The sequence below is a fragment of the Halomonas saccharevitans genome, assembly GCF_900116405.1.
Lineage (GTDB): Bacteria > Pseudomonadota > Gammaproteobacteria > Pseudomonadales > Halomonadaceae > Halomonas > Halomonas saccharevitans.
This window is the reverse complement of sequence record NZ_FPAQ01000047.1, coordinates 1-21,548: the sequence shown is the minus strand read 5'-3', so window position 1 is coordinate 21,548 and position 21,548 is coordinate 1. Positions and strand designations below refer to the sequence as shown.

The 21,548-nt window shown below is 69.3% G+C and carries 20 protein-coding genes; 13 read left to right on the top strand and 7 right to left on the bottom strand.

Annotation, left to right across the window (positions count from 1 at the left end; genetic code table 11):
* Nucleotides 1-376: 376 nt before the first annotated feature.
* Together murU and BM388_RS15840 are read right to left on the bottom strand one after the other, a co-directional pair.
* The gene (gene murU, locus BM388_RS15845; RefSeq protein WP_089851933.1) at nt 377-1,057 is read right to left on the bottom strand and encodes an N-acetylmuramate alpha-1-phosphate uridylyltransferase MurU; all 681 of its coding nucleotides are present in this window, start codon (nt 1,055-1,057) and stop codon (nt 377-379) included.
* Complete coding sequence (locus BM388_RS15840) at nt 1,054-2,079, bottom strand: aminoglycoside phosphotransferase family protein (protein WP_089851931.1); 1,026 nt, start codon at nt 2,077-2,079, stop codon at nt 1,054-1,056. The genes murU and BM388_RS15840 overlap by 4 nt, the downstream gene beginning before the upstream one ends.
* A 164-nt stretch (nt 2,080-2,243) precedes the next feature.
* Between BM388_RS15840 and BM388_RS15835 the strand changes: the two genes are divergently transcribed.
* The 8 genes from BM388_RS15835 (at nt 2,244) to BM388_RS15800 (ending at nt 10,115) form a co-directional block, all read left to right on the top strand.
* A complete protein-coding gene (locus BM388_RS15835) occupies nt 2,244-4,679 on the top strand; it encodes an LPS-assembly protein LptD (protein ID WP_089851929.1) in 2,436 nt (811 codons plus the stop codon).
* Nucleotides 4,680-4,736: 57 nt separating this feature from the next.
* Nucleotides 4,737-5,381, top strand: coding sequence for a SurA N-terminal domain-containing protein (locus BM388_RS15830; RefSeq protein WP_089851927.1), 645 nt, complete (start codon nt 4,737-4,739; stop codon nt 5,379-5,381).
* The gene (gene pdxA, locus BM388_RS15825; protein ID WP_089851925.1) at nt 5,381-6,430 is read left to right on the top strand and encodes a 4-hydroxythreonine-4-phosphate dehydrogenase PdxA; all 1,050 of its coding nucleotides are present in this window, start codon (nt 5,381-5,383) and stop codon (nt 6,428-6,430) included. The genes BM388_RS15830 and pdxA overlap by 1 nt, the downstream gene beginning before the upstream one ends.
* A 93-nt stretch (nt 6,431-6,523) precedes the next feature.
* Nucleotides 6,524-7,342: a 16S rRNA (adenine(1518)-N(6)/adenine(1519)-N(6))-dimethyltransferase RsmA gene (gene rsmA, locus BM388_RS15820; protein WP_089851923.1), complete on the top strand. Its 819-nt coding sequence runs from the start codon at nt 6,524-6,526 to the stop codon at nt 7,340-7,342.
* Nucleotides 7,339-7,737 carry a Co2+/Mg2+ efflux protein ApaG gene (apaG, locus tag BM388_RS15815; protein ID WP_089851921.1) on the top strand — a complete coding sequence of 133 codons (399 nt, stop codon included), beginning with the start codon at nt 7,339-7,341 and terminating at the stop codon, nt 7,735-7,737. The genes rsmA and apaG overlap by 4 nt, the downstream gene beginning before the upstream one ends.
* Nucleotides 7,738-7,768: 31 nt before the next feature.
* On the top strand, nt 7,769-8,590 hold the full coding sequence (locus BM388_RS15810) for a symmetrical bis(5'-nucleosyl)-tetraphosphatase (protein ID WP_089851919.1): 822 nt from the start codon (nt 7,769-7,771) through the stop codon (nt 8,588-8,590).
* Between the two features lie 37 nt (nt 8,591-8,627).
* Nucleotides 8,628-8,957 (top strand): thiosulfate sulfurtransferase GlpE, encoded by a 330-nt coding sequence (glpE, locus tag BM388_RS15805; protein WP_089851917.1) that lies wholly within the window; start codon nt 8,628-8,630, stop codon nt 8,955-8,957.
* A 3-nt stretch (nt 8,958-8,960) separates the two neighbouring features.
* Nucleotides 8,961-10,115: a tRNA nucleotidyltransferase/poly(A) polymerase-related protein gene (locus BM388_RS15800; RefSeq protein WP_089851914.1), complete on the top strand. Its 1,155-nt coding sequence runs from the start codon at nt 8,961-8,963 to the stop codon at nt 10,113-10,115.
* A 13-nt stretch (nt 10,116-10,128) separates the two neighbouring features.
* On the opposite strand, the gene folK is transcribed toward BM388_RS15800, so the two are convergent.
* On the bottom strand, nt 10,129-10,650 hold the full coding sequence (gene folK, locus BM388_RS15795) for a 2-amino-4-hydroxy-6-hydroxymethyldihydropteridine diphosphokinase (protein ID WP_089851912.1): 522 nt from the start codon (nt 10,648-10,650) through the stop codon (nt 10,129-10,131).
* A complete protein-coding gene (gene folB / locus BM388_RS15790; protein WP_089851910.1) occupies nt 10,650-11,015 on the bottom strand; it encodes a dihydroneopterin aldolase in 366 nt (121 codons plus the stop codon). The genes folK and folB overlap by 1 nt, the downstream gene beginning before the upstream one ends.
* 218 nt (nt 11,016-11,233) lie before the next feature.
* Between folB and plsY the strand changes: the two genes are divergently transcribed.
* Entirely contained in the window at nt 11,234-11,797 is a 564-nt protein-coding gene (gene plsY, locus BM388_RS15785; protein WP_089851936.1) for a glycerol-3-phosphate 1-O-acyltransferase PlsY, read from the top strand.
* A 349-nt stretch (nt 11,798-12,146) separates the two neighbouring features.
* Here plsY and tsaD read toward each other — a convergent pair whose 3' ends face one another.
* Nucleotides 12,147-13,184 (bottom strand): tRNA (adenosine(37)-N6)-threonylcarbamoyltransferase complex transferase subunit TsaD, encoded by a 1,038-nt coding sequence (gene tsaD / locus BM388_RS15780; RefSeq protein WP_089851908.1) that lies wholly within the window; start codon nt 13,182-13,184, stop codon nt 12,147-12,149.
* Between the two features lie 268 nt (nt 13,185-13,452).
* Between tsaD and rpsU the strand changes: the two genes are divergently transcribed.
* The 3 genes from rpsU (at nt 13,453) to rpoD (ending at nt 17,671) form a co-directional block, all read left to right on the top strand.
* On the top strand, nt 13,453-13,668 hold the full coding sequence (gene rpsU / locus BM388_RS15775; RefSeq protein WP_013333229.1) for a 30S ribosomal protein S21: 216 nt from the start codon (nt 13,453-13,455) through the stop codon (nt 13,666-13,668).
* 119 nt (nt 13,669-13,787) lie between these two features.
* Nucleotides 13,788-15,605 (top strand): DNA primase, encoded by a 1,818-nt coding sequence (dnaG, locus tag BM388_RS15770; protein WP_089851907.1) that lies wholly within the window; start codon nt 13,788-13,790, stop codon nt 15,603-15,605.
* Between the two features lie 221 nt (nt 15,606-15,826).
* Nucleotides 15,827-17,671, top strand: a complete 1,845-nt coding sequence (gene rpoD, locus BM388_RS15765) for an RNA polymerase sigma factor RpoD (RefSeq protein ID WP_089851905.1) — start codon at nt 15,827-15,829, stop codon at nt 17,669-17,671.
* 157 nt (nt 17,672-17,828) lie between these two features.
* On the opposite strand, the gene BM388_RS15760 is transcribed toward rpoD, so the two are convergent.
* Nucleotides 17,829-18,482: a hypothetical protein gene (locus tag BM388_RS15760; protein WP_089851903.1), complete on the bottom strand. Its 654-nt coding sequence runs from the start codon at nt 18,480-18,482 to the stop codon at nt 17,829-17,831.
* Nucleotides 18,483-18,608: 126 nt separating this feature from the next.
* The gene (locus tag BM388_RS15755; RefSeq protein ID WP_089851901.1) at nt 18,609-19,535 is read right to left on the bottom strand and encodes a LysR substrate-binding domain-containing protein; all 927 of its coding nucleotides are present in this window, start codon (nt 19,533-19,535) and stop codon (nt 18,609-18,611) included.
* 187 nt (nt 19,536-19,722) lie between these two features.
* Here BM388_RS15755 and BM388_RS15750 point away from each other — a divergent pair, with 187 nt between their 5' ends.
* The gene (locus BM388_RS15750) at nt 19,723-21,102 is read left to right on the top strand and encodes an L-serine ammonia-lyase (protein ID WP_089851899.1); all 1,380 of its coding nucleotides are present in this window, start codon (nt 19,723-19,725) and stop codon (nt 21,100-21,102) included.
* The last annotated feature ends 446 nt before the right edge of the window (nt 21,103-21,548 follow it).

Below are 21,548 nucleotides of genomic sequence, written 5' to 3'. Positions count from 1 at the left end.
CGGCTTCCTGTGGGCCCTCGCCTGCGAGGCAATGGGCAAGCCACACGGCAGCCGGGCCACGACATGACGGCAGTGTCCCAGTGCCTGCGGGTCAGGGAGCGTCGGGCCGGTAGGAGAACCCCTGGCGGTCCTATGAGGCTCCCGCCCTCCGGGGCAGGGTGACCCTCGAGCGTAGAGCAGGGTAGCTCCGCGACGAAGTGATGACAGGTCGGTACCCAACCCACGAATACCAGAGAGATCCACCGTCGCTGATAGCCCCTCGCTTCCTGACCCGTAGGCATTGAGGACAACCGCATGCACTGAAGAGACAACCGAGCCCTTGACAGGTCAATCCATACCAGGACCCCCTCTTAGGCCTATCCCCGGCGCCTTACGCTTAGACTCTGGAGTGATGCTCCGCTCGAAGATGTTGGTCCAGTGCCCTCAGCCGCTCTGGCGTGCCGACGTCGACCCAGGCTCCGCGGTGGTGAGTACCGCCGACGCGGCCCTCGGCCATGGCGCGCCGCAGCAGCGGTGCCAGGCCGAAGGCGCCGGGCACCTCGCAAGCCACCAGCGCCGGGTCGAGCAGGCTCACGCCGGCGAAGGTGAGGCGCGGCGTCCCCTCGGCGTGCACCCGGCCGCGTGCGTCCAGGTGGAAGTCGCCCGCCCGGTGATGGTCGGGGTTGTCCACCAGCACCAGGTGGGCGAGGTCATCGCCCAGGGTGGGCAGGCTCGACGGTGCCAGGTCACACCAGACGTCGCCGTTGACCAGCAGGAAGGGTGCGTCGCCGAGCAGCGGGAGTGCCTGGCGGATGCCGCCGCCGGTCTCCAGCGGGGTCGCCTCGCGGCTCCAGGCGATGTTGACGCCATGTGCCGCGCCGTCGCCCAGGGCGTCGATGATCTGCTGTGCCCGGTAGCTGACGTTAATCACCACATCTTTGATGCCCGCGGCGCGCAGGCGCTCGAGGTGGTGAACGATCAGCGGGCGGCCGGCCACTTCCAGGAGCGGCTTGGGGCAGTGGTCGGTGAGCGGGCGCATGCGGGTGCCGAGCCCCGCGGCCAGGATCATCGCCTTCATCCGCGGGCCTCCAGGCGCGCCGCCAGCGCCGGGCGAAAGCTGTCGGCGAGCCAGGTGCGAAAGCCCTCGTGGCCGGGCAGGCCGGCGAGGCTCTGCTCCAGATGATCGAGGAAGTGCGGCAGGCGCTCGAGATAGCCCTGGCGAGCGTCGCGCAGGGTCAGCCGGCAGAAGATGCCGAGCACCTTGAGCGAGCGCTGGGCGGCCATGGCCTGGGTGCGGGCGAGGAAGGTCGCGGCGTCGACGTCCTCGGCCAATCGACCATCGGCGATGGCCTGAACGCGAAAGGCCTCGGTCCAGGCGGCGAAGCGCGCCGGGGCAAAACGGCAGTAGCGTCCGCGCAGCAGCGAGATCAGGTCGTAGCTGATCGGGCCTGCCACGGCGTCCTGGAAGTCGATCAGGTAGAGGGCGTCGTCCTTGACCATCAGGTTCATGGCGTCGAAGTCGCGATGCACCGCGACCACGGGCTGGGCGAGGGCTGATTCGATCAGCGCCTCGCGCAGCGAAGCCCACTCCGGCGGCGGGGCGAGGCCCAGCCACTCGCCCAGGCACCAGTCCGGGAAGAGGTCGAGCTCGCGGCCGAGCAGGGCGGCATCGTAGACCGGCAGACCGTCGACGGGGGCGCGGTTCTGCAGGTCGTGAATCAGGTCGAGGGCGCGTTCGTGCCAGGCCAGGGTCGCCGGGGCCTCGTCGCCCGCGAAGCGGTCCTGCAGCGGCGTGTCGCCGAGGTCGTCGAGCTCGATAAAGCCGGCGTCGAGGTCAACGCCGTGCAGCGCCGGTACCGGCAGGCCGGCGGCTCCCCACTGCTCGGCGATGGTCACGAAGGGGGCGCTGTCCTCCTGCTCGGGCGGGGCGTCCATCAGGATGCGGGTGGTGCCGTCGGGCAGCGTCAGGCGGAAGTAGCGCCGGAAGCTGGCGTCGCCGGCGGCGAAGCGCAGGCTGACGGCCTCCGGGGGCAGGCCGTGGCGCCTGGCCGCCCAGGCCTGCAGCCGCTGCGTTCGCGTGGAATCGGTGGCCTCGGGCATCGTCGTCTGGCTCCTTGTGAGGGGGCGGGTACGGTTGACGGCCCCGTGGGGGCCCCGCATGCTGAGCTCCCGACATCGTCGGCGATGACAGGGCTCGCGCCGGCAACACAGGCCGGGTGCGGCCTGTATAATACCGATTCACCTCCCCAAGGACATCGTGGAGCATGGGCAAGCGACACTCGTGGACATGGACGGCCCTGACAGGCCTGGCCGGCGCCGGCCTGGCGAGCGGGCCACTCTCGGCGGCGCCGCCCGAGTCGCTGCCGGCGGCGCAGCTCGACTGGCAGCCCTGGGGCGAGACGCGCCCGGCGGGCGCCCTGTGCCGCGGCCGCTACGTGATGCCGGACTACCGCCTGCCGCCGCCGCCCGGCGAGAAGGTGGCGAGCGAATCCGATCGGGCCGGTTCGGGCGAGGACGGCGAGACCCGCCTCGACGGCGAGGTGCTGCTGCGCCGCGGCGACGCCCAGCTCGAATCGCCGCGGGTGCGGGTGCCTGCCAGCCGCGAGACCGCCTACGCCGAGGGGCCGTTGACCCTGCGTGACCGCAACCTGCTGGTGCGCGGCGCCTCGGCCGAGTTCTCCCTGAACAGCGACGCCGCGAGCATCGACACGGCCCACTACGTGGCCCACGAGCAGCGCCTGCGCGGCGATGCCGTGCGCCTGGCCCGCCTCGACGGCGAGCGCTACCGCCTCACCGAGGCGAGCTTCACCACCTGCGAGCCAGGCAGCGACCTGTGGCGCCTGGTCGGCAACGACATCCTGCTCGACCGCGAGAGCGGCGTCGGCACCGCCAAGCATGCCCGGCTCGAGGTGGGCAAGGTGCCGGTCTTCTACTGGCCCTGGGTGCGCTTCCCCCTGGACGAGCGTCGCCAGACCGGCTTCCTGTGGCCGCTGCTGGGGCTCTCCGCCGACTCCCTCGACTACGCCCAGCCCTTCTACTGGAACATCGCCCCGGACCAGGACGCCACGATCACGCCGCGCTATATCAGCGATCGCGGCCTGCTGCTGGGCGGCGAGTACCGCTATCTGTTCGAGAACCACGGCGGCCAGATCGAGGGCGCCTACCTGGCCGACGACGACGGCGATCCGGACGACGAGCCGAGCTACGAGGGCGAGGATCGCTGGTACATCGACTACCGGCACGCCGGACGTCTGGATGCCCGCACCCCCTATCGGCTGCGCTATGGGGCGGCCAGCGACGGCAGCTACTTCGACGACTTCGGCCGCGATTTCGGCGAGGGCGATACCGCCTACATGGAGCGCCTGGCCCAGATCGACCATCGCGGCGATACCTGGCGGCTGCAGGCCAAGGCCCAGGGCTACCAGAAGCTCGACGATCCGCTGCTCGAGCGCGACAAGCCCTTCTACCGCCTGCCGAGCCTGACTGCCGACGCCCGCTGGTCTCAGGAGAGCGGTTTCTACCAGCAGTGGCGCTCCAACGTCACCCACTTCTGGCGCGACGTGGACGAGTCGCGGGTCCCCATTCGCGAGGCCGCCAACGGCACGCGCCTGCACCTGTCGCCGGCCACCGGCTGGCGCTGGGACGAGAGCTGGGGGTATCTCGAGCCCCGGGTCGAGTGGCTCGCCACCGCCTACCAGCTGGATTACGGCGAGCGCGACACCGACCGCGACGAGGAGCTCACCCGCAGCGTGCCGGTGGCCAGCGTCGACGGCGGCCTGGTCTTCGAGCGCGAGCTCGCGCTGGGCGGGCGCGACTACCGCCAGACCCTGGAGCCGCGGATCAACTATGCCTACGTGCCGGCGCGGGACCAGACGGACTTTCCCGACTTCGATACCGCCGAGCGGGCCTTCTCCTGGAACCAGCTCTGGTCGCCCTACCGCTTCAGCGGCAGCGACCGGGTGGGCGACCTGAACCGCGTCTCGCTGGGGCTCGAGTCGCGGCTGCTGGCCGATGAGAGCGGCCGCGAGCGGCTCTCGGTGGGGCTGGGGCAGGCCTACTACCTGGAGGATCGCACCATCGACATGGATGGCGATCCCGACAAGTCCGATCGTGGTGACTATGACAGCTTCAACGATTACTACCGGGCCACTCGCGAGCGTTCGCCGCTGGTCGCGCGGGCCGACTGGCAGATCACCGATGCGTGGCGGACCCGCTGGCAGTGGCTCTACGACGACCACCTGGAGCGCACCGAGAGCACCTCGCTGGGTCTGCAGTACCGGGCGCCGGCCGGCCACGTGCTGAACCTCGGCTATCGCTGGCAGGTCCAGGGCTTCGATCCCGCCGAGGACGAAGAGGACGTGGTCAACTACAACCGCGAGGAGTTTGATCTGTCATTCGCCCTGAAGGCCAGCCGGCAGGTCGACCTGATCGGCCGGTTGCTCTACGACAACACCAACGACCGCGCCCTGGAGCAGCTGGCGGGTGTTCAGTGGAACGACTGCTGCTATGGTCTGCAGCTGGTCTGGCGCGAGTGGATCGACGACAGCGACACCACCAACGATATCGAGGACGACCAGACCGATCGCGGGATCTTCCTGCGCTTCGTGTTCAAGGGGCTGGGCGGCGTCGGCGGTGAGGCCGACGGCTACTTCCAGCAGGCGGTCCCGGGTTACCGTAGCGCATCTCTGGGCCGCCCTTGAGAGCGCATCCCTGGGCCGCCCATGAGACATTCGACACCGATGAGAGGAAACAGAGACATGCACAGCCGACGTATCGCCACCCTGGCGCTTGCCCTGTGCCTGAGTGGCCTGCCCCTGGTAGGCCAGGCCCAGGAGTCGGCCTACGCGGGCCGTCAGCCGCTGGACCGCATCGTGGCGGTGGTCAATGAAGGCGCCATCATGGAAAGCCAGCTCGACAACCGTGTTGCCCAGGTGCGCAGTCAGCTCGAGGGTCGGGGACAGGCGACGCCTTCCGACGCGGTGCTGCACGAGCAGGTGCTGGAGCGCATGATCGTCGAGGAAATCCAGCTGCAGATGGCGCGCGAGGCCAACTTGAGCGTCGATGACACCGAGCTCAACCGCCAGGTACGCGCCATCGCCGAAGGCAACGGCATGAGCCTGGAGCAGTTCGCCGATGCGCTCGAGGCCGACGGCCTGTCGCTGGGTGTGGTGCGCGATCAGGTGCGCCGCGAGCTGCTGATGCGCCAGCTGCAGCAGCGCCGGGTCGCCAGCCGGGTCGACCTCTCCGAGCGCGAGGTGGATCGCTTCGTGGAGCAGCAGGGCGCCAGCCGCGATCAGGCGCGTCAGGCGCTGTTCCAGCGCAAGGTCAGCGCCGAGATGGAAGAGTGGATCCAGGAGATCCGTAGCCGCGCCTTCGTCGACGATCGCCTCGAGGCGCGCTGATGTCCCCGGCGGATGCGCCCGTGCTGGCCCTGACCTGCGGCGAGCCGGCGGGCATCGGGCCGGAGCTGGCCGTGATGCTGGCCGCCGACGTGGTCCCCCCAGCCCGAGTGGCGGCGGTGGGCGATCCGGCCCTGCTCGCCGAGCGTGCCGCCATGATCGGCCGCGAGGTCGAGATCCTCGAACTCGGTCATGACGAGGCGCCGCCTGCGCCGCGGCGTGGCGTGCTGCCGGTGTGGCCCGTGGCGCTGCGCGCCCCGGCGCGGCCCGGTGAGCTCAATGTCGCCAACGCCGGCCACGTGCTCGAGACCCTCGACGTGGCGCTTGACGCCTGCCGCGCCGGCCGCGCGGCCGGCATGGTCACCGCGCCGCTGCACAAGGGCGTGATCCTCGATGCCGGCCATGCCGGCTTCACCGGCCACACCGAGTACCTGCGCGACGCCTGTGGCGTCGACGAGGTGGTGATGATGCTGGCGACCGACAGCGCTCTGCACGCCCGCGAGGCGAGCGAGCCGGACGGGGCCGCGCTGCGGGTGGCGCTGGCCACCACCCACCTGCCGCTGCGCGAGGTGGCCGATGCCATCACCGGGCCGCGGCTCACTCGGCTGCTGCATATTCTTCATGACGACCTGCGGCGCTGGTTCGGCGTGGATACGCCGCGCATCGCCGTCTGCGGCCTCAATCCCCACGCGGGGGAGGGCGGTCACCTGGGCCGCGAGGAGCTCGACGTGATCATCCCGGCCCTCGCGGCCCTGCGCGCCGAAGGGCTGACCCTTGACGGCCCCCTGCCGGCCGATACCCTGTTCACCCCGCGCCACCTCGAAGGCGTCGACGCGGTGCTGGCCATGTATCATGACCAGGGCCTCCCCGTGCTCAAGTACGCCGGCTTCGGTCGCGCCGCCAACATTACCCTGGGGCTGCCGCTGGTGCGCACCTCGGTGGATCACGGCACGGCGCTGGATCTCGCCGGCAGCGGCCGCGCTGACCCCGGCAGCCTGCGAGTGGCCGTGGCGCTGGCCGCCGAGATGGCGAGTCGCGACGGCCGTGGCTAGAAGAGACGTCGAGCCGTTCGAGGGGCGTCGGGTCAGCCCCGACACGGCGGCGATGCGACAGTAAGAATCTCCAGAGACATAAGGACACCCCGAATGGCATCCCGCCCCCCGGTTCATCAGGCCCGCAAGCGCTTCGGCCAGAACTTCCTGCGCGACTACGGCGTCATCTCGCGCATCGTGCGTGCCATCGGCCCTCGTCCCGGCGACCGGCTGGTCGAGATCGGCCCGGGTCAGGGCGCCCTGACCGAGCCGCTGCTCGAGGCCGCCGACGGCCACCTCGAGGTGATTGAGCTCGACCGCGACCTGATCCCCGGGCTGCGGGTGCAGTTCTTCGACAAGCCGGGCTTCATCATCCACGAGGGCGACGCCCTCAAGGTGGACTTCCGGGAATTGCGAGGCGACGGCCCAGCGCTGCGCGTGGTGGGTAACCTGCCCTACAATATCTCCACGCCGCTGATCGTCCACCTCCTGACGGCCGGCGAGGCCGTGGCCGACATGCACTTCATGCTGCAGAAGGAGGTGGTCGAGCGCCTGGCCGCTGCGCCGGGCGGTCCCGACTGGGGGCGGCTGTCGGTGATGGCGCAGTACCACTGCCGCGTCGATGCCCTGTTCACGGTGCCGCCGGAGGCCTTCGTGCCCCGTCCCAAGGTCGACTCGGCCATCGTGCGCCTCACCCCCTACGAGGCCCTGCCCCATCCGGCCAGCGACGAGGCGCTGCTCTTCGACCTAGTGCGCCAGTCCTTCGGCCAGCGGCGCAAGACGCTGCGCAACAATCTCAAGGGGCGCATCGATGCCGCGGCCCTCGAGGCGCTGGGCATCGACCCGGGCCGTCGCCCCCAGACGCTGGATATCGAGGAGTTCGTGCGCATCGCCAACCACCTGGCCGCGGCCGGTGAAGGAGAGGCCTCATGACCCCGACGCTTCCCGAGGGGCTCGAGGGTGCCATTCGCGTCGACGTGGCACCGGATTTTCGCCTGGACGAGTCCGCCCCCGACGAGCAGCGCTTCGTCTTCAGCTATACCGTCACCGTGCACAACGCCTCCGGCCACAGCGTTCAGCTGCTCGCCCGCTACTGGAAGATCACCCAGGGCAGCGGCAAGGTGCAGGAGGTGCGCGGCAAGGGGGTGGTCGGCCAGCAGCCGCTGATCGGCCCCGGCCAGACCTTCCGCTACACCAGCCGGGCGATCCTCGACGGCCCGGTGGGGGTGATGGAGGGCGCCTACACCTGCGTCGACGCCGCCAGCCAGCGCCCCTTCGAGGTGGCGATCTCCCCCTTCCGGCTGGCCGGGCCCAACCAGGTACACTAGACCCCGTGATACTCACCGCAACGGAGCCGACATGACCACCTATGCCATCGGCGATCTGCAGGGTTGCCACGCGGAGTTCGTCGCCCTGCTCGAGCGGCTCGACTTCGACCCGCGCCACGACCGGCTGTGGCTGGCCGGCGACCTGGTCAACCGCGGGCCGGGCTCGCTTGCCTGCCTGCGCGAGGCGATGGCGCTGGGCGAGGCCGCCAGCATCGTGCTCGGTAACCACGACCTGCACCTGCTGGCGGTGGCGCGAGGCGGCGCCCGGGAGAGCCGCAAGGACACCCTGGCGCCGATCCTCGCCGCGCCGGACCGCGAGCGCCTGCTCGACTGGCTGCAGACGCGCCCTCTGCTGGTGCGCCGGGAATCCGCGGCGCAGGGCGAGACCGTCATGACCCACGCCGGCCTGCTGCCGCAGTGGTCGGTGGAAAAGGCCGCGGCGCTTGCCGGCGAGGCCGAGACGCGGCTCGCGGGCGAAGGGGCCGGCGCCTTCCTCGAGGCGATGTACGGCAACGAGCCGGCCTGCTGGCGCGACGATCTCGACGGTATCCCGCGGCTGAGGATGATCGTCAACGCCTTCACCCGCATGCGCTTCCTCGATGCCGAGGGCTGCCTCGACTTCGCCGCCAAGGAGGGGCTCGACAGCGCCCCGTCCGGCTTCGCCCCCTGGTTCCAGTACCCCCGAGAGGACGATCCCTGGCTGCTGTTCGGCCACTGGGCGGCGCTGGAGGGTGAGACACCCGAGAGCCGCGTGCGCGCCGAGGCGCTGGATACCGGCTGCGTCTGGGGCAGCCGGCTGACCGCCCTGGAGCTCGAGAGCGGTCGGCGCATCAGCGTGCCCAGCCGCCAGTGACCCCCCCGAGACGCTCCCCGACGACGAGATGCCCGTGATGACCAACGCTCCCTTCCGCCACCTCGACATCGCTTCTTTGGCCGATTGGCTCGAGGGCGACGCGCCCCTCACCCTGGTCGATATCCGCGACCCTCAGAGCTTCGCCCAGGGGCATGTGCCCGGCAGCCAGCGCCTGGGTAACGACACCGTCGACGCTTTCCTCGACCAGGCCCCGCGCCAGGCGCCCCTGGTGGTGATCTGCTATCACGGCCACTCCAGCCAGCAGGCGGCGGCCTGGCTGGCCGGCCAGGGTTTCGCCGAGGTCTACAGCCTCGATGGCGGCTTCACCGACTGGCAGCACCGCCTGCCCGACCGCGTGGAGTGCTGAGCCATGAACCCCAGCGACGACCGCTACCTCGAGGGACTCGAGGTCTATCGCGTCGGCGGGGCGGTGCGCGATGCCCGCCTCGGCTGGCCGGTCAAAGACACCGACTGGGTGGTGGTCGGCGCCACCGCCGAGGAGATGCAGCGGCGCGGCTTCAAGCCAGTGGGGCGTGATTTCCCGGTCTTCCTGCATCCGCTGAGCCACGAGGAGTTCGCCCTGGCGCGCACCGAGCGCAAGTCGGGCCATGGCTACACCGGCTTCGTGGTGCATGCGAGCCCCGAGGTCACCCTGGAGGAGGATCTGGCGCGGCGCGATCTGACCGTCAACGCCATGGCCGAGACGCCCCAGGGCGCGCTGGTCGACCCCTACGACGGGCTCGCCGACCTCGAGGCGCGCCGCCTGCGCCACGTCTCGCCGGCCTTCGTCGAGGACCCGCTGCGGGTGCTGCGCACGGCGCGCTTTCTGGCCCGCTACGCCGGACTGGGCTTCGTTATCGCCGAGGAGACCCGCGCGCTGATGCGCTCGCTGGTGAAGAGCGGCGAGCTCGCGCACCTGGTGGCCGAGCGCGTCTGGACCGAGACCGAGAAGGCGCTCTCCGAGCCCTGGCCGGAGGTCTACTTTCAGGTGCTCGACGAGTGCGGGGCACTCGCCGTGCTGATGCCGGAGTTGGCCGAGGATGACGCGGACCTCGACGCGGCGCTGGGGCGCCTGCATCGGCTGCCCGAGGACATCGAGGCCGAGGCGCAGGTGCGCTGGCGCTGGGCGCGCCTGGTCGAGCACCTGGGAGACGACGCGCGCGAGGCGCTGTCCGAGCGGCTGCGCCTGCCGCGGGCTCACCGCGAGCTGGCCACCCAGGCGGCCAGGACCCGGGCGCTGTGCCGGCAGGTCGCGGCGAACGGGCTCTGCGGGGCGCAGGTGATGCGCTGGCTCGACGGCATCGATGCGTGGCGCCGCAGCGACCGGGTGGCGCCGCTGATCAGCCTGGTGAGCCTGGATGCCCCGGCGCTGGCCGAGGACCTGGCCCTGGCCTGGCGGCTGGCGATGCAGATCCTGCCCAGGGCCCTGGTGGCGGAGGGCTATCAGGGGCGCGAGCTCGGCGAGGAGCTGGCGCGGCGCCGCTGGGAGGCCATCGAGGGGGCGCTCGCTGACCCCGAGGCATGACCCGTGGGCAGGGCTATTCCTCCGCGCGGGAGAGGCGGCGCCCCTGCCAGGTGAAGTCCACCGGCCAGAGGCGCTGCTCATCGGCCTCGAAGCGGGCCCAGTGGTCGCGATAGGTCTCGCCGGTGAGTGGGTGGCGCGCCTCGGGCAGCAGCTCGGCCATCGGCTGGAGCACGAAGGCATGGTGCAGGATCTCTCCGCGCGGCAGCGCGACGCCATCGTGGCGGCCGCTGAGCGCGCCCACGGTGAGCAGGTCGATGTCCAGGGTCCGCGGGCTGAACTTGGGCACGCCCTTGAGCCGGCCGTGGGCGAACTCCAGGCGCTTGCACCAGGCCTGCAGCTCGCCCACCGAGCGCTCGCTCTCGAAGGCCACCACCAGATTGTAGAAGTTGCGACCGTCCTCGAAGCCCACCGGCTCGCTCTCGAAGACCCGCGAGACGGCCAGCCGACCGAAGGTCTCCGCCAGCGCGTCGAGGCACGCCAGGACGTGATGCTCGCGTTCGATGTTGCTGCCGATGCTGACGGTTACCCGGGCCATCAGATGTCTCCCGGCCGGGTGCCGCGCTCGATGGAGACCCCCACCGCGCTGGCCGCGGCCACGGCGCCGGGCTTGCGCACGGTCAGGCGCAGCCAGGCGATGGCGAACTCGGCGCGCAGGATCTCGGCCAGGCGCTCGGCGAAGGTCTCTACCAGGGCAAACTGATGCGCCTCGGCGAAGCCGGCGATACGCTCGCTGATCGCGGCGTAGTCCAGGGTCTGGGCGATGTCGTCGCCCGCCGCGGCGGGGCGGATGTCGGTGCCCAGCTCGAGATCGAGGCGCAGCGTCTGGGTGATGGTGCGCTCCCAGTCGTAGACGCCGATCACGGTATCTACCTCCAGCGCGTCGATCAGCACAAGATCCATCGGGGCTCCCCGGTCGTTGGTTGTTGCGGCCTCAGTCGTTGCGGCCTGGTCGATGCGGACGGGATAGGCGAGGGTCCGCCTGCAGGCACCAGATTGTACGCCAGCGCGCTTCCCGGTGACACCGCGGGCCGCCGGCCTGTCGTCACCGGTCCCTGGCTGTCAGAATCGAGGCATTATCCCGGAGGAGCCCGCCCGTGGAGGCGCCACTCGACCTCATCCTGCCGCTGATGGCGATCGGCTATCTCAGCGGCACTTGGCTCGGCGCCCTCACGGTGTGCCGCCTTGCCGGCGTGGGCGACCCGCGGCTCGCCGGCTCGGCCAATCCCGGGTTTTCCAATGTGCTGCGCCTTTACGGCCCGCGCCTCGCCCTGGCCACCCTGATGGTGGACGTGATCAAGGGCATGCCGGTGCTGTGGCTCGCCATGGGGGTCGGCCTGCCTCCCTGGGGGCTGGGGCTGGTCGGGCTCGGCGTGCTGCTGGGGCACACCTATCCGGCCTGGCACCGTTTTCGCGGCGGCAAGGGCGTGGCCAGCGCCTTCGGCGTGATGCTTGTCCTCACGCCCTGGGTGGCGCTCTGCTGCGCCGCACTCTGGACCCTGCTGGCCTGGCGGGTGCGCACCGCGGCCGTGGCGTCGCTGGCCAGCGCCGCCGTGGCGCCGCTGGCCAGTATCTGGCTGGCGCCGGAGTTCGTGGGAGTGGTGATGGTCTTTACGCTGTTGGTGCTTGGGCGCCATGCGCTCAATATCCGCCGCCTCCGGCGCGGCGAGGAGACGGGGCTGTAGGAGAGCGGGCCCGCTGTCGAGAGGCGGGGCAACGAAGCGACGCGATATCTGCCCGGGAACGCTGGCGACGAGCGCAGCCGCGCACGTCACTCGACAGGGATGTCGAGTGAGGGGCACCCGTGAGGGATTATGTTGTGCCCCGACGTGCAAGCGGCAAGCGACGTGGCAGGGTTTCGTTCCCGGGATCGCGAGTCTCGTTGCGCGGCTTCTTTACAGGGGCTCTGCCGTGGGCGCCTTAAGCTCATCCATCGGCCAGCGCGGCACCGCCTTCATGAGGCCGGTCTCGTCATGCTCGCCGGCCAGCAGGCGCTGGGCGCCGTGACCGTAAAGCGCGCGATCATCGCGGGGTTCAGCCCTTGGCGGGTGCCTGCAGCTCGTCCATCGGCCAGCGCGGCACCGCCTTCATGATGCCGGTCTCGTCGCGCTCGCCGGCCAGCAGGCGCTGGGCCCCCACATAAGCGATCATCGCCCCGTTGTCGGTGCAGAAGCGCCCGCGCGGATAGTAGGCCCGGGCGTCCCGCTTGGCACATTCGCGCTCCAGGCGCTCGCGCAGCCGCACGTTGGCGCTCACGCCGCCGGCCACCACCAGGCGCTTGAGGCCGGTCTGGTCGAGGGCGCGACGGCACTTGATCACCAGGGTGTCGACCACCGCCTCCTCGAAGGCGCGAGCCACGTCGGCGCGAGCCTGATCGTCGAGCTCGCCGGCGCGCTCCAGCTGGCGGATGGCGGTCAGGGTGTGGGTCTTGAGCCCCGAGAAGCTGAAGTCCAGCCCCGGGCGGTCGGTCATGGGGCGCGGGAAGCGCAGCCGCCCGGGGTCGCCCTGCTCGGCCAGGCGCGCCACCTGGGGGCCGCCGGGGTAGGCGAGCCCGAGCATCTTGGCCGCCTTGTCGAAGGCCTCGCCCGCCGCGTCGTCCACCGACTCGCCAAGCAGGCGGTAGCGCCCCAGCCCCTGCACCTCGACCAGCTGGGTGTGGCCGCCGGAGACCAGCAGCGCCACGAAGGGGAAGCCGGGCGGCTCGTCCTCCAGCATGGGCGCCAGCAGGTGGCCCTCCATGTGATGGACGCCGAGCACCGGGATGTCCAGCGCCCGGGCCATTCCGTGGGCGGTGCTGGCGCCGACCATCAGCGCGCCGACCAAGCCGGGGCCGGCGGTGTAGGCGATGGCGTCGAGCTCGCCGCGGGTCAGGCCGGCGTCGTCCAGCACCTGCTCGATCAGCGGCAGCAGCCGGCGCGTGTGGTCGCGGGAGGCGAGCTCCGGTACCACGCCGCCATATTCGGCGTGCATGGCGATCTGGCTGTAGAGGGCGTCGGCGACGAGGCCGCGCCCGGTGTCGAAGAGGGCGACGCCGGTCTCGTCGCAGGAGGTCTCGATGCCCAGTACGCGCATGATATCGGCTCGGTAATGCGTGGATGGCGGCATTCTACGCATTTTGCCCCCGGTCGGCAGCAGGGAAACGATTTGCACGAGCTCGGTTGGACGACTAGAATACTGTCCGCTGCAAGACTGGGTCGTGCACCCAGGGGCCATCTTCCCGCGTATTCACGCATCGTTCCGGTTCGCCTGGCGATTCCGGGGCGTGTTTCGTGGTGGTGACGGACCCCGACGGGTGTGCGTACAAACCGAACTCAAGTTACCCAAGGTAGGTGAGTGCTTAATGCCTTCTGTCAAAGTACGTGATAACGAGCCGTTTGACGTCGCGCTGCGTCGCTTCAAGCGTTCCTGTGAAAAGGCCGGTGTCCTCTCGGAAGTGCGTCGTCGCGAGCAGTACGAGAAGCCGACCGCAGAGCGCAAGCGTAAGGCGGCGGCTGCCGTCAAGCGCCATGCCAAGAAGCTTCAGCGTGAGCGCAAGCGTTTCGAACGGCTCTATTGATCCGTACTGGAGTCGGTGAGGGCATCCGGCCCATGCCGTCTCAAGAGGGACGCCAAGCGGCCGCCTAACGGTGGCCGCTTGTTTTTGTCGCCTCTTCCCGCTTCCCGCAGGTTTCCCGCATGTCCGGTCAGATCCCTCAGCGTTTCATCGATGATCTCCTGGCCCGCGTCGACGTGGTCGAGGTGGTCGGCGAGCGCGTGAAGCTCAAGAAGGCCGGTCGCAACCACTCCGGGCTCTGTCCCTTCCACCAGGAGAAGTCGCCGTCGTTCACCGTCAGCGCCGACAAGCAGTTCTATCACTGCTTCGGCTGCGGCGCCCACGGCAATGCCCTGCGCTTCCTGATGGAGTACGACAAGCTGCGCTTTCCCGAGGCCGTGGAGCAGCTGGCCGGTCGGCTCGGCATGGAGGTGCCCCGCGAGGGCGCCGACGATCCGCGAGCTCAGGCGCGCGAGCGCAAGCGCAAGGAGGGGGTCAACCTGCTGGAGCTGTCGGCCAGCTTCTTTCGTGAGCGGCTGAAGATGCCGGAGGGCGAGAACGCGCGCCGCTACCTGGCCGATCGCGGGCTGTCGCCGGAGGTTCAGCAGACGTTCGGCATCGGTTGCGCGCCGGCCGGCTGGGAGGCGCTCAAGCGCCACCTGGGCGAGCGCGGCATCGCCGACTCAGTGCAGATCGAGTACGGCCTGCTGGTGCATCACGAGGACAGCGGGCGCACCTACGACCGCTTCCGCGATCGGGTGATGTTCCCGATCCGCGATATCCGCGGGCGCACCATTGCCTTCGGCGGTCGCGTGCTGGGTGATGCCAAGCCCAAGTACTTGAACTCCCCAGAGACGCCGGTGTTCCACAAGGGGCGCGAGCTCTACGGCCTCTATGAGGCGCGCCAGGCCAATTCGCGGCTCGAGCGGGTGGTGATCGTCGAGGGCTACATGGACGTGGTGGCGCTGGCCCAGTTCGGCATCCGCAACGCCGTGGCCACACTCGGCACCTCGACCAGCGAGGAGCACCTGAGCCGGCTGTTCCGCATGGTCGGCGAGGTGGTGTTCTGTTTCGACGGCGATCGCGCCGGCCGCCAGGCCGCGACCAGGGCGCTGGAGACGGTACTGCCGCAGATGATCGACGGTCGCCAGGCGCGCTTCATGTTCCTCCCCGAGGGCGAGGATCCGGACACCCTGGTGCGCCGAGAGGGGGCGGAGGCCTTCGAGGATCGCATCACCTGCGCCAGCCCGCTGTCGGAGTTCCTCTTCGATCACGCGGCCGAGGGGCGCGACCTGGCGACGATCGAGGCGCGCGAGCGCTTCGCCAGCCAGGTGCTCGCGGCCATCGGCAAGCTGCCCGAGGGCGTGCTGAAGTCGCTGCTGCTGGGCGAACTCTCGCGGCGCACCGGCGTCGATCAGTCGCGCTTCGAGGCGCTGGTGGCGCCCGCCGAGGCGCCGCCGAGCGAGCCGCCTCTGACGCCCGAGGCCGAGTGGCGCCCGGAGGACGAAGGGCACGAGGCGCGCTCAGGCACGGGCAGCCAGACCCTGAGCCTGATGGGGCGCGTTCTGCAGCTGCTGGTGCACGAGCCGCGGCTGGTGGAGCGGCTGCCCGAAGATGACGACTGGTGCGACCAGGCGGACCCGGAGGCGCGGCTCTGTCGCGAGGTGGTGCGGTTGTTGCGGGCGGGCGGATATCGCAGCGCCCAGGTGCTGTTGGCCCACTTTCACGGCACGCCCGAAGGGGAGCGGCTGGCCGCGCTGGCGCGTCGCGAGCCCCTGGTCCCCCGAGGCGTGCGAGGGGCCGAGTTGGACAATTGGGTGGCCTATTTCCAGCGCCACCGTCAGCAGCAGTCGCCCCTGGAGGAATATGAGGTCTTGCTGTCGCGAATGCAGGCAGGGGAGAAGCTGTCGAAAGAGGACGGCCAGCGGCTGAACGCGCTGTTGATGGAGCTAAAGAGCTAAGCGCTCGTCGTGGCGGGGGTTGAATTTTCTGCCGCCATCACCACATACGAGGGAGCTGCCTTTGGAAGGCGCAACCTCACAACCTAACACACCTGAATGACCGCGCAAATACACCGAACTGGCAGGAAGGCGGCCTTACCCGCTATACTGTCCGGCTTATCGAGTTTTCACCGCCTCAGTACTTCAGGTGCTTCATTCTTCTTCGTCGAGATAGGGTTTCTATGGCTGGAAATGCGCAGCAGCAGTCACGTCTGAAGGAGTTGATCGCGCGCGGCAAGGAACAGGGCTTCCTGACCTATGCCGAGGTCAACGACCACCTTCCCGAGGATATCGCCGACCCGGATCAGGTGGAAGATATCATCGGCATGATCAACGACATGGGCATCAGCGTCGTCGAGGAAGCTCCCGATGAAGATACCCTGATGATGTCGGATCACTCCACCGACGAGTCGGCCGCCGAAGAGGCTGTCGCCGCGCTCGCCGCAGTGGAGAGCGACGTGGGTCGCACCACGGATCCCGTGCGCATGTACATGCGCGAGATGGGTACCGTCGAGCTCCTGACCCGCGAGGGCGAGATCGAGATCGCCAAGCGGATCGAGGAAGGTACCCGCGAGGTGATGTCGGCGCTGGCCTACCTGCCCGGCGCGGTCGACTCCATCCTCGATGCCTATGACGCCACTCAGGACGAGGAGGCGCCGGGTCGTCTCTCCGATCTGTTCTCCGGCTTCATCGACCCCGACGAGGGGATTCCCGGCGTCGCGGAAGCGGAAGTGCCCGAGGAGGAGCCCCGCGACGAGTCCGAAGGCGATGCCGAGGACGACGACGATGCCGAGGCGGAGGAAGAGAGCGTCGGCGGCCCCGATCCCGAGGAGGCCCGTGCCCGCTTCGAGCAGATTCGCGAGCAGAACGCCGCGGCCCAGGCGGCCATCGAGGCCCACGGTCGCAGCGCGAAGCCCGCCCAGGAAGAGCTCGCTCGCCTGGCGCAGCTGTTCTCCCCGATCAAGCTGGTGCCCAAGCACTTCGAGCGCCTGGTCGGCCAGGTGCGCATCAGCGTCGAGCAGGTGCGCGCCCAGGAAAAGGCCATCATGCAGCTCTGCGTGAAGAAGGCCAAGGTGCCGCGCAAGACCTTCATCAAGGCCTTCCCGGGTAGCGAATCGCGTCCCGAGTGGCTCGACGAGTTCGGCGCCGCCAACCCGAAGTATGCGGCGCGCCTGGAGCCGCTGCGCGCCGACATCCAGCGTTCCCAGCGCAAGATCGCCTTCGAGGAAGAGATGATCCAGCTGGCGGTGACCGAGATCAAGGAGGTCAATCGTCGGCTCTCCATCGGCGAGGCCAAGGCGCGCCGGGCCAAGAAGGAGATGGTCGAGGCCAACCTGCGCCTGGTGATCTCGATCGCCAAGAAGTACACCAACCGCGGCCTGCAGTTCCTGGACCTGATCCAGGAGGGCAACATCGGCCTGATGAAGGCCGTCGACAAGTTCGAATACCGTCGCGGCTACAAGTTCTCGACCTATGCCACCTGGTGGATCCGTCAGGCGATCACTCGCTCGATCGCCGACCAAGCCCGCACCATCCGTATTCCGGTGCACATGATCGAGACCATCAACAAGCTCAACCGCGTGTCGCGGCAGATGCTGCAGGAGATGGGCCGCGAGCCGACCCCCGAGGAGCTCGGCGAGCGTCTCGAGATGCCCGAGGACAAGGTCCGCAAGGTGCTCAAGATCGCCAAGGAGCCGATCTCCATGGAGACGCCCATCGGCGACGATGACGACTCTCATCTGGGCGACTTCATCGAGGACGGCACCATCCTGCTGCCCATCGACTCGGCGACCGGCGAGGGGCTGATCGAGGCCACCCGCAACGTGCTCGGCGGCCTTACCGCCCGCGAGGCCAAGGTGTTGCGGATGCGTTTCGGCATCGATATGAACACCGACCACACCCTCGAGGAGGTCGGCAAGCAGTTCGACGTCACCCGCGAGCGGATCCGCCAGATCGAGGCCAAGGCGCTGCGCAAGCTGCGTCACCCGTCGCGTTCGGAGCCGCTGCGCTCCTTCCTCGACGAGTAGTCACAGGACCTCGCTCACGACGACGCCCGCAGCCACTGGCTGCGGGCGTCGTCGTTTATGGGGCAGGGATATGACGAGTGGCATCCAGTAGAGGCAAGGGAAGGCGTCCCGGCAAGGCGGCGCCGTGCAGAGCCGGGGCGCCGGCCCCGGGGGCGCCTCAGTCGGCCTTGAGGTGGCGCCAGCGGCGCACCAGCAGCACCAGCTCGAGCATGGCGAAGAACAGCAGGGTGTAGCCGAACAGCTCGGTGACCTCCTCGGCGGCGTCCTTGAAGGTGCGCAGGTAGGCCTCGCCGAGGATCGCCTGCCACATCTCGCTGCGCCCGAAGAGCCGCGAGTAGACGTAGGTGGTCAGGAAGCCCGCGGCGAACAGACCGAACGAGAAGCTGTTGGCGTAGCGCGCGAACTCGCGGGCGAAGGCGTGGCGGCCACGGATCACCGCGAACAGGATGGGTAGCACCAGCAGCGCGACCAGCGCCTGCCAGGCGCCGTCGAACACCCAGGCATCCAGCCAGGCATCCTGCTCGCGAATCAGCGAGGCCAGCGGCAGGGCCAGCAGCAGCAGGGAGACGTGCGTCAGCCGCGGGCTCGTCAGGCGCACATAGAGCGCCAGGCCGGCGCTGGCGGCGAGCAGCAGCGACTGGGCGGGCTCGACGAAGCCGCGCTCGGAGAATCGCTGGCCCTCGAGCCCCAGCGCCTCGAGCATCACGCCCTGCATCAGCAGGCCGATCAGGACGATATACAGCAGGGCGCGCAGGCTTGTGGCGCGAAAGTCGATTGGCGTGGGCGCTTCGGGGGGGAGGTGGTGTGGCATGGGCGTCTCGGGGTAAATCACATTCATTGGTGAATGTTTATGATACTCGGCTCGTCTGCGCCTGCCTATTGATTCCGAAGTGTCGATGCCATGGCTTCGATTCCGCGGTTGTCGAGGCCGCCTCTATCAGGATCCGTCCGGCGCCCGCCGGGCCTCCTCGACGATCCAGTCGTGCACCGCGGCGATCCGGCGGTCGTCCAGCGCCCCCGGCGCATGGACGATGCCGTAGTGCATGCCGGTCGGTACGCGCTGGGCGAAGGGCGCGATCAACTCGCCGCTGCCGAGCTCTCCCCGAATCAGGGTCTGGCGGGCGATGGCGACGCCCATGCCGGCGATGGCCGCGGCCATGGTCAGGTGGTGGCGGTTGAAGGTATAGCCCCGGCGCAGGTTGAGGGGCGGCGCCGCGATGGCCTCGAGGTAGCGCTCCCACTCGGCGTGCTCGTGGCTGCCCCGCCAGGCCGTGACGTCGTGCAGCAGCGGGTACCAGGCCAGGTCGGCGGGATGACGCAGCGGCGGACGGCCCCGCAGCAGGGCGGGGGCGCAGACCGGGAAGATCCGCTCCTCCATCAGCGGCGTGATGGCAAGCCCCGGAATGTGGCCGTCGTTGAGGTCCAGGGCCAGGTCGAAGTCGCCGTCGCGCAGCGAGACGCTGCTGTCTTCGGCGGTGACGTGCAGCTCGATATCGGGAAAGCGCGCCTGCAGCCGGGGCAGCCGCGGCATCAGCCACTTGTGCAGGAAGGAGGGCACCGAGCGCAGCCGGATCACCCCGCTCATCACGCCGCTGCGCAGCCGCCGTACCTCCAGCCCCACCGCCTGATAGGCCTCGTCGACCACCGCCGCCAGGCGCCGTCCCTCCTCGGTCAGCTCCAGTCGACGCGGCCGGCGGCGAAACAGCTTGAACCCCAGCCGCTGCTCGAGCTGCTTGATCTGCTGGCTGACGGCGCCAGTGGTGACGTGCAGCTCTTCGGCCGCCCGTGTGAAGGAGAGGTGGCGAGCGCTGACGGCGAAGACCTTCAGCCCGGCGTGGGTCTGGGCGTTGAGATGCGGGTTCATGGTTTAGTCATTCTATACCGTGGGCCAGATATTCTCGATTGCCGGAGCGTTGATTCGCCGCCATGATGAGGCCAACTATCGGCAGGCGTCGAGTGGCTTTAGTTTAACTGTCTGGTGAGCGATCAGGCGGCCGCTGGCCCCGAACGCCGGACCGCCGGACCGTCCGGCCCAGACACGAGGCATCATCATGGCAATCAGCATCTTCGACCTGTTCAAGATCGGCATCGGTCCCTCCAGCTCGCATACCGTCGGCCCCATGCAGGCCGCCTACGACTTCGTGCAGGCGTTGAAGCGCCAGGAGCTTACCGAGCGCGTGGCGCGCATCGAGGTGCACCTGCACGGTTCGCTCTCCGCCACCGGCAAGGGGCACGGCACCGACCGCGCCATCATCATGGGGCTGATGGGCGAGCGTCCCCAGCACATCGATCCGGCGATCGTCTCACCGTGCATCGAGGAGCTGCTCGAGTCCCAGGCCCTGATGCTCGACGGCCGCCTGGCGATTCCCTTTCGCTGGAGCCGGGACCTCGAGTGGCACGACGAGAGTCTGCCCTACCACCCCAACGCCATGACCCTGGTGGCCCACGGTCACGCCGAGGAGCTCTACCGCAACGTCTTCTACTCGGTGGGAGGCGGCTTCGTGATCGACGAGGCGCAGGCCGCCAGCGGCGAGCTGGATACCGACACCACGGCACTGCCGTATGACTTCAACAGCGCCGCCGAGCTGTTGGCGCTGTGCCGGATGCACGGCCTGCGCATCAGCGAGCTGATGATGGAGAACGAGAAGGCTTGGCGCAGCGAGGCCGAGATCCGTGCCGAGCTGTGGCGCATCTGGGAGGCCATGCAGGCCTGCGTACAGCAGGGCTTCGAGGGCCAGGGCGTGCTGCCCGGCGGGCTCAACGTCCGGCGCCGTGCCGCTGCCCTGCATCGCCGCCTGGAGGAGATGGAAAGCAACACCAACCTGATCTCCACCACCTTCTCGGCGATGGACTGGGTCAACGTCTTCGCCCTGGCGGTCAACGAGGAGAATGCCGCCGGCGGGCGCATGGTCACCGCGCCGACCAACGGCGCGGCGGGCATCATCCCGGCGGTGCTGCACTACTACATGAAGTTCCAGGACGGCGCCGACGAGCGCTGCGTGGTCGATTTCCTGATGACCGCCGCCGCGGTGGGCATCCTGTGCAAGAAGAACGCCTCCATCTCCGGCGCCGAGGTGGGCTGCCAGGGCGAGGTCGGCTCGGCCTGCGCCATGGCCGCAGCGGGGCTGACCGAGGTGCTGGGCGGCACCCCGGGCCAGGTGGAGAACGCCGCCGAGATCGGCCTGGAGCACAACCTCGGCCTCACCTGCGATCCCGTCGGCGGGCTGGTGCAGGTGCCCTGCATCGAGCGCAACGCCATCGCCTCGGTCAAGGCCATCAACGCCGCCCAGATGGCGCTGCGCGGCGACGGTGAGCACTTCATCTCGCTGGACAAGGCGATCCGCACCATGCGCGACACCGGCGCCGACATGCAGGAGAAGTACAAGGAGACCTCCAAGGGCGGTCTCGCGGTCAACGCCATCGAGTGCTGATGGCGGCCCGATCCGCGACGCTGCCGTGAGCGGAGCGGCTCGCGGGTCGCCGAGCAGAACAGGCGCGATGCCCCGATGGGGCATCGCGCTTTTTTTGGGTGCGCCAGGCATGGCGCGCAGCGCCTGACTGGCGCTGTTCCCGAGGGTGGTGCCTCGGGATGACTTGGGGGTGGAAGTCCCCTGCACGCCCGGCAAGGGGAAGTGCTAGCCGACGGCAAGGGTGTCTCCCGCGAGGGGGAATCTGAAGGAAGCCCGAGGCAAAACGCTGGCCTGACGAACAGGAAGCGGATACGAGGCGTCATGGCGGGGTGAGATGGCCCAATTCATCAAAGCCCGGTACTTGCACGGAACGTCATGACGTATATCCGACAGGCATAAGCAGGAAGGTCGCGCGTCTTACCCTGGGAGATCTGGTGGTCTGCCACGCTGCTACCGGCGTCGAGAGG